The organism is Wolbachia endosymbiont of Atemnus politus (genome assembly GCF_013309895.1).
This window is the reverse complement of record NZ_JAAXCS010000055.1, coordinates 1-8,420: the sequence shown is the minus strand read 5'-3', so window position 1 is coordinate 8,420 and position 8,420 is coordinate 1. Positions and strand designations below refer to the sequence as shown.

Genomic DNA, 8,420 nt, shown 5'->3' with positions numbered 1-8,420 from the left:
GATGTAAAAGTTGTTATAATCAAGGGATATTTAAAGGGTATTTAGTTGATGCGCATTCGATTGAATAGAGTTTTGGTTTTTATAGCCCTGTTAGGTTTTATCTTTGCCTCATATTCTAGCGAAGCAAGTTCAGTGGGCGATGAATTAAAGGACGTACAAGAAACAGTAAAAAATTTTGTTTCTTCATTTTCAGTTAAGGATACTGTAGAAAATATGAGTCCTTCAACAATTATAGGATTATGTATAGCTGCAGTGATACTTGCGATAGTGTTTAGGGGCCTGATCTTTTTTATGATAATGTTTGGTGTGCTGGTCATGATGTTTGGTAGCACAGAAAAAGCAACGGATTACCTGAAAGAAAAATTTAACTTTGCAAAGGGTGTGGATTCACAACCTGATAGTACAAATAAAGAGAAAAAGTAAGTATCACTTATAGTATTTTATATTTTTTATTTATCTTTATTGAATACACATAATGTTGTATGCAACCAAAAATACCAGCAATTAACTCTAAGCTTGGAAAAAAAGATAACCTAGCATTATTAGAAAGTATTGATTTAGATTTTATCCCTTACGCTTGCCATTACGATGAAGAGACCATACTGACAAAACAGGGGGAATTGTTAAAAATAATCAAGTTAGAAGATTATTCTTCCGCTGATAACTATAGCGACCTTAGGACTGAAATTAGAAAAAGCATATCAAAAAATATTAACAGCCTGCATTTTACCGTTTGGATCCATACTGTCCGAAAGCGTAATAGATTAAGCTTAAAATGGAATAAAACTGGAGACTTTTCTGATGAGCTTCATTCAACTCGGCTTAATAAACTTACTGACAGTAAATTACAGTATATAAATGAGTTATACATTGTAGTGGTGTTTAGCGATTTTGGTAAGCACAGTAATAATTCGTTTTTTCTTAGTAGAATAGAGAATAAGCATAAGCTGTTTTTACAAGAAAATCACCAGGAATTAAAAAAGGTGACGGACTTAATTCAAAGTGATTTAGAACCTTTCGGAGCCAAGAAGTTGGGTCTTAGGTTTAGCGAGGGTGAAGTGTATTCTGAAATGACGGAATTTCTTCATTATATCGTTACGTTAACACACAAAGATTATCCAATATATGAAATGGATCTGTCGCATCATGTTAAAGATTTAAAGGTAGCTTTTGGTTTTAATACATTTCAAACAACATTTGAAAATCAACAGAAGTTAGGTTCTATTTTCTGCATAAAGGAATACCGAGAAATTCCTTTGGAAAATATAGATAGGTGTTTGCAACTCGGCTCTGAGCTTATTATTACAGAAATAATAGTATTTACTAGTAATAACAAAGCAGTTAAAGAATTTAAAAACCAAATTAATATGCTGCAGATCAGTGAGGAGAATACCTTACTTCAAAATTCAGAGATAAAAGAAATAATAGAACTTGAAAACACTTCCGCTATTGATTTTTGTCAACAGAAAATTATTTTTACGATTTTTGCTGATGATAGAGCGAGATTAGCTAAAAGTATTAGCGACCTATCCTCCATAATGTCGTTAATTGGTTTGATGATGTTCAGAACTGACCTTCACATGGAAAATCATTTTTGGGCTCAACTTCCTGGTAATTTTACTTTTATTACACAACCGAAAAACATATTAGCAAAATATGCTTGCAGTTTTGCCATGCTGCATGATTTTACATCAGGCACATTAAAAGGTGGAAGGTGGAAAGAAGCAGTAACAGTCTTTTTCTCAAAAAAAGGATGCCCTTATTTTTTTAACTTTCATGGAAAGAAAAAAAATGGTCATACTACGGTACTTGGAGCTCCAAATTCGGGCAGAACCTCACTGATTAATTTCTTATTATCAGAGTCAAGAAAATTTAATCCTAGGATTGTTATATTGGATAACACTGGAAAATCAATAATTTTCACTAAAGCAGTGAATGGTAAATACTACATAATTGATCCGAAATATAAAGATGAAAGCCTGAAATTTAATCCACTAAACATTGAAGATAGTGCTTCCAATCGCAGTATGCTTATTGAGCTGATCAAAAGAATGGTGGCCGATACAAGCTTGGTGGACGTAGAAGAAAAGATAAAAAAAATTGTAGATTCTATATTTGCTATACCAAGAGAATCGCGTTCTATTTCTCAAATTTCCGAGGTGCTCTTGCTCCTTGGGGGTAAGATAAGCAAATGGTGCGGTGACGGTGAGTTTGCTTACTTATTTCAAGATGGTGATGAATCAGGCATTGACTGGGAAACAAAAATTATATCTCTCAACACCGCAAACCTCACAAAACGAAAAGAATGTATGTCCGTGATACTTTACTATTTTTTATACTCTTTTGAAGCAAAATGTGATGGCTCGCCTGCTATACTTGTTTTGGATGAAGCATGGGAGATAAGCAACATTTTTTCTACAGAGGAAGAGTTTGATAACTGGATGCGAAGAATGACAAAATTAAATGTTGTGGTAATTCTAAGTACTGAAAACTTAAACCTAGCATTTGCCAGCAAATTTACTCAGTGTCTGGATAAGCATGTCGATACAAGAATTTTGATGCCAAACGTCAATGCAAATAGATTATACATGAAAGCATTTTCTCTATCGCAAGAGGAACTGAATACAATTTTGCAAACTCCAACGCAGGAAGGTTTATTCCTAATAAAGCAATATAAAGGGTTAGTAACCTTAAATTTAGATTTGAAAGACATGCAAGAAATACATGTACTTTCAGCTAATAAAGAAACTATAAAGTATATGTATGAAGCGATAAAGGAAAAAGGAGAGAAAGTTAATAAGTGGTTGCCGGTGTTTTATGAAAAATGTAGGGCTTAATTTTTTATTGATTCTTTTCTTGGTATTTAGTTTTTCATATCAGGGGTATGCTGATTGTTCATGGTGGAACATAAAAAGTAATACTTGGTTTGAAGCAATAGTTGGTGGAAATTGGGTAAAAGAAATTAAGGTAAAAGCAATAAAAGATCAAGGGGTTGATGGTTATTTTAATCCCAAAATTAGAGTGTGTGCTTATGATGGAAAAAGTTATTGCTATGACTTACACAGTGGAACGTCTTGCCGTCAAATATACGGAACGCAAAGTAGTGGTGCTGGAGTTTCTGCAGCAGTTTTTGTTGATTGGGAAGGAACAAAAGAGGGAGACAAGATGAAAAATGGTATGAATTGGGAGTGGGCAGAAGGTGTCACTAAGGAGGAGCAAGAAAAATTTGCTAATTCTCCTAAGGTGTGTGCTTGCAGTCAAAAAATTGCCTGTGCAGATAGTATAACGAAAGGTGCTGCAGGTGCAACCTCTGTGAGTATAAATGAGTGCGATACTTGCTACCAAACGGCAGTAAAATGTGCTCCTGTACCACTTGCACCTGGCCCGCCTCCATTTTGCGAACAACTTGCGATGTCGCCTCCGCAGGTTAGAATTGTCCCTATAACAGATAAAGATAATGATTACTTCAATCCAAGAGTTGGAGTGATGATTAGTGGACTTGAGGAAAGAAAAGAGTTAGGTTTTCCACACGTTGTTTCAAACAATGAGAATATTCCAAATCACTCATATACTGTTACAGATAAGGATACTCACTATTACTTCAAGACCTATAGAAAAAAGGGTCAACTCTGCGCTGAGTACCGTGGTACTGAAAGAGAAGAGTCTGAAAGGAAATTACAATTTCCCGCTCGTTGTTTCCCTGCACCACCTGCTCCAGAACTTGAAGAAGTAGAGATAGTAGATGGAAACACGTTAAAGATAGGAATGAAGATGAATGCGCGTACCCGTACTTTTAATGTTAATACCAGCCAGCCTACAAATGTTGGCCCTCTATCTTTGAAAGTAGTAAAACCGAGAATAGTTAGAAAAGCAACTAATAGTGACAACAATAAAAATAACATCGGTGATGTTATAGAGAATATATTTAAAAACAGTTCTCGATTTGAAATTTTAGAACAATATGAGCTTATTCCTAATATTGGGGTTCAGTTTCCTGATGGTGATTCTTGCAGTCTAACAAACCCCAATGAACCTAAAAGATGTGAATCCACTAAGTTAAGATTAGATAATATGAGACAATCAAAAATAGAAGTAAGATATATGAGAGTAAAAGATCAAGAAAATTCTAACGGTAAAATGCTTTGTCTTTCCGGTTGGCAACCAGAACCAGAAGAGTTTATCCTTAAAAGAGAAAGTGAGATAATACCATTAAAATCAATGGGAGCAGGGTACATTAAGTACAATGCTGTTTATTCAAAGGAATCAAATCAGTTCTATTATCTTCCAAGTAGGGAAAGGGAAGAGAAAAAGGAAATATACGTAGACATATTAACAAAACCTCAGGATAGGTTAAATGACATAGTATTTGATAAGCAAGGGTATGTCTTCTTCCCTGACGAAAATAAGCAGGAGAGGAGAAAATGCAGTTACTGTGTGAATGAAAATAGTAAAGTAAACGAGGCATTTCAATCTGGTAAAGGACTGAAAGTAGTATATAAATTAATAGATGGAAAGCGTGAAGAAAAATGTGAACAAGGTCAAGATGGCTGCCTTTGCTTTGGTGAGGCTTGTAGTCGCTCAACACGATACTTGAATAAGAAAAATAATGAGCCATTTTACTTAAGATATGAGGAAGTGGATTGTAAAGATAAAGATGGTAGAACACTAAAAAACGAAAGAGGTGAAATACAAAAGTGCACGCAATTGAAAGATCAACTGATTAAAGCAAACAGAACAGAGGTTTTTTATGCTGATAAATTGTGTAGGCTTGATTTGGCAGGCTTAAAAGCGAAATTGAAAGAAATAATCAAGAAGCAGTTAGAAAAGAAGAAACAAGAGATTGAAGAGAAGGATCGGAAAACTTATGATCTTGGAGATGGCTATACAGATGACTTATCGCAATATGATTATGTTGAAATAGAGGCGTGGGGAGGTGGTGAAGCAGGTCATATAAAAAACACTGCTCACTCTACAGAAAGTAGACCAGGGATGCCAGGAGACTATATTAAAGCTAAACTAAAAATTGATCCTAGTTACCCTGTAATTAAAGTTGAAGTTACGGAAGGAGGAGGTGGACAAGAAGATAGTCTATCAAACAAGGATGGAGGGCCAACTTGGATAGAAATATGTAATTCGCACAGGCAAGATTGCAAGCCATTAATTACTGTTGCAGGTGGAGGGGTAAATAAGCTATATGGTGGTAAGGAGTATAGCACACAGGTTCATGTAGACAATTTAGCATCTCAAGGAGATTTAAAATTAGAAAAACTAATAGTAACAGATAAAACATCCACAGATAATCAAATAGCATATATAAAAGATGGTGAAATCAAGTATGAAGCAATAGAATGTAACAGTGGTTTGAGAAGCAGTAAACCTGGTGCAGGTGGTTGTATTGACAAAAGCAGAGGGACCTATAGTAGAGGCTCCCCTGGTTATGTAGAAATTAGTGCTAAAAAAACTGATTACGAAGAAATTAATTATGAAAAAGTAGATAAAGAAGTGGAGAAAATAATTGATGCCCTTGTAAAAAATCCAGGTAACGATCCTAATGTTAGCGACTTAATTGAAAAACTTCATTCCGGCGTAACTCAAGAAATAAAGGAGGAAATCAAAAAAGAATTGTTAGAAAAGTAAATCGGAGATTTTAGAACTATAACTAAAATATAGACTCAGATTTCTGCCTCTTGTTTTAATAATTAATTAAAACAAATCACGTATCAATTTGCTATTTAGTTTAATTGCTGTATTTTAACAAAAAGGTACAGCTAATGTAAGGGGGTGCTTTATGTCTATAAAGAATAAAGTTTCTGAGTTAATAGAACAACAGTTTAACATTAAAAGCCATGACAATTACTTGGCTTACGCTATACACAAGTGGGCTGCAAGTGAAATATCTAACTCTATTGCTCTCTGTGTAATTGGCAGTGGTGATTGCAAGGTCAAGTATCAAGATGTTGCAAGTTCATTCGATATAACAAAAGAGGAAATCAACCAAAACGATATTGAAAGCATAAAAAATAAGATAAAAAGCGAAGCTGAAAGATCAGATAGCAAGTTTTCTGAGTTAATTTCTAGAATGGATCAATCGCTAAGAGAACAGAGTGAGAAGTCTATTGTACAGATTCTGAACTCATCTGCCGAGGAGATGTTACGTAGTTCTTGTGGACAATATAACAATCCTGTACATGATAGTGATTCTTCAGAGCCTCAAGAAATCAGTGTACTTTCTGCTACGTCTGAAGAGACTACCACAGAAGGCTTGGAAACTACTGTCAATCCAGATCTTTTATCAACCTAATCAACCCCATATATATGCTCTTTTTGCACCCACGCTTTGCGTTTTGTGGAGGATAGCAAACACCATTTCTCACTGCACCTTTCTATTCCCATTATAACAGACTTGTCTATTTTCATAATAATCTTACTATCTGTGCTCTGTTTTTGGTATCCATAAGTATCTTCTTTTATCATCACGTAGTGCTTACTGCTAAGCAGATTACTTTTTATCCATCCACAGTCTTCGTTTATATCACAAACTTTTTTCCAATTTTCAAACTCTTCTGTAACTTTGAGGGGCAGGTTTTTGCAAGTATATATCCATTTTACAGGGTAATGAAACCCTGGTCCTGTTCTCATATTGACTCTGTTTGATTTTATTGAAAGAAAATTGTTAGCAAACGAGCTAGGACAAAACAATAAAAACAATAGGATAATAGTAAATTTATTTATTAATCGAGATCCCAGTATCATGCACTGGGATGACGTGAGAGGCGTAACAAACTTATTCATTATAGTTCACGATTAGATTGACATAAGATAAAGAGTAAATTAAAAATTGAATAGATCTTTAAATGCAAAGTTGATGCCTATAGAAATATTGATGCCTGCTCTTTCGCCGACAATGAGCAAAACTGGAGGAAAAATTGTAAAATGGCATAAAAAGGAACAAGATAAAGTTGAAGTAGGCGATGTAATTGCCGAAATAGAGACTGATAAAGCCATAATGGAGTTTGAGTCTGTAGACGAAGGAGTTTTGGCAAAAATTTTAGTGTCAGAAGGAACAAGTGGCGTGCCTGTGAACCAACCGATAGCCCTAATGCTGGAAGAAGGAGATGCGCTTGATAACTATGCTTTATCTTCCATCAATAATGAAGTAAAAGAGGAAATGAAGGAAGTAACAAAAGGTACTGTTGATAATCAAAAATCAGAACACCAAGATTTAAACGAAAAGCCAACTAGCCACTCTTTGGTGTCATTCCAGCGCGTGACGCTGGAATCCAGAAAAAAAGAAGCATGGATCCCAGTGCTTGACACTGGGATAACAGCGGGTTATGCAGAAGGTAGGACAAGAATAAGCCCATTAGCTAGAAAAATAGCTCAAAATGAAGGGGTTAATGTAAGACAATTAAAGGGTACTGGACCATATGGTCGTATCATTAAAGCTGATGTGTTAGAATTCTTAGATAGTGATGTACAAATTGAAAATCGTGAGAGATCTGGTGAGGATACTGTAATTGAAGTAAGTAACATGCGTCGAGTGATAGCGCAGCGTCTAGTTGAATCCAAACAGAATATTCCACATTTTTATTTAACTGTAGACTGCCAGGTTGATAAGTTAATAGCGCTCAAAAACGAGATTAATGCAGCAGATGAAAACAATAAAGTAACAATTAATGACCTAGTAATAAAAGCTGTAGCTTTTAGCATGAAAAAATTTCCTAATGTAAATTCTTCGTGGATAGATAATAAGATACTGAGATATGCAAATGTAGATATTTCAATCGCTGTAGCGCTTGAAGATGGGCTAATTACTCCTATAGTAAAAAATGCTGATAAGAAGGGTATTTTATCTATATCAACAGAGGTGAAAGATTTAGTAAGCAGAGCAAGATCTGGAAAATTAAAACCTGAAGAATTTCAAGGAGGAGGGTTTACTATCTCCAACTTAGGTATGTTTGGTATAAAAGCTTTCAGCGCCATAATCAATCCGCCGCAATCTTGTATTATGGCTGTTGGTACATCCAGAAAACAGCCTATTGTTATTAATGAAAAAATAGAGATTGTAGAGGTAATGACGGTAACACTCTCTGTTGACCATAGAACAGTTGATGGGGCACTCGGAGCAAAATTTTTAAACGCTTTTAAGCATTATATAGAGAATCCTCTAGCGATGCTGCTTGAATCTGTGTAAATATTTGCCTGTTAGCATTGTTACAACAAAATTAATACCTCTCAGTTTACAATCGTATTAGTTAATAATTTTAGAGGTAAAAAAATGACTGATATAAAAATGCAACAACCTAGTATATCTTTTGATAAAAAATTTAAGTATGAGGTAAAACAGCCAAGTGTTATTCACACAACGGCAAGAAAAAACCTTGTTGGTAATGGCCTTAACGAATTAAATCCAAAAAAAG

At 34.9% G+C, this 8,420-nt stretch carries 7 protein-coding genes; 6 read left to right on the top strand and 1 reads right to left on the bottom strand.

What is annotated here, in order from left to right:
• Positions 1–48: 48 nt before the first annotated feature.
• The 4 genes from HET73_RS04500 (at position 49) to HET73_RS04485 (ending at position 6,301) form a co-directional block, all read left to right on the top strand.
• Positions 49–423, top strand: a complete 375-nt coding sequence (locus tag HET73_RS04500) for a hypothetical protein (RefSeq protein ID WP_174132930.1) — start codon at positions 49–51, stop codon at positions 421–423.
• A 59-nt stretch (positions 424–482) separates the two neighbouring features.
• A complete protein-coding gene (locus HET73_RS04495; protein WP_174132929.1) occupies positions 483–2,837 on the top strand; it encodes a VirB4 family type IV secretion/conjugal transfer ATPase in 2,355 nt (784 codons plus the stop codon).
• Complete coding sequence (locus HET73_RS04490; RefSeq protein ID WP_174134090.1) at positions 2,818–5,637, top strand: glycine-rich domain-containing protein; 2,820 nt, start codon at positions 2,818–2,820, stop codon at positions 5,635–5,637. The genes HET73_RS04495 and HET73_RS04490 overlap by 20 nt, the downstream gene beginning before the upstream one ends.
• Before the next feature lie 151 nt (positions 5,638–5,788).
• Entirely contained in the window at positions 5,789–6,301 is a 513-nt protein-coding gene (locus HET73_RS04485; RefSeq protein WP_174132927.1) for a WBM0748 family T4SS-associated protein, read from the top strand.
• Here HET73_RS04485 and HET73_RS04480 read toward each other — a convergent pair.
• Positions 6,298–6,639: an SH3 domain-containing protein gene (locus HET73_RS04480; RefSeq protein WP_246210128.1), complete on the bottom strand. Its 342-nt coding sequence runs from the start codon at positions 6,637–6,639 to the stop codon at positions 6,298–6,300. The two genes, HET73_RS04485 and HET73_RS04480, sit on opposite strands and share 4 nt — an antisense overlap.
• 1 nt (position 6,640) lies before the next feature.
• On the opposite strand from HET73_RS04480, the gene HET73_RS08260 reads away from it, so the two are divergent.
• Both HET73_RS08260 and HET73_RS04475 read left to right on the top strand, forming a co-directional pair.
• Positions 6,641–6,808, top strand: a complete 168-nt coding sequence (locus tag HET73_RS08260) for a hypothetical protein (RefSeq protein ID WP_246210126.1) — start codon at positions 6,641–6,643, stop codon at positions 6,806–6,808.
• A gap of 57 nt (positions 6,809–6,865) precedes the next feature.
• A complete protein-coding gene (locus HET73_RS04475) occupies positions 6,866–8,194 on the top strand; it encodes a pyruvate dehydrogenase complex dihydrolipoamide acetyltransferase (protein WP_174132931.1) in 1,329 nt (442 codons plus the stop codon).
• The last annotated feature ends 226 nt before the right edge of the window (positions 8,195–8,420 follow it).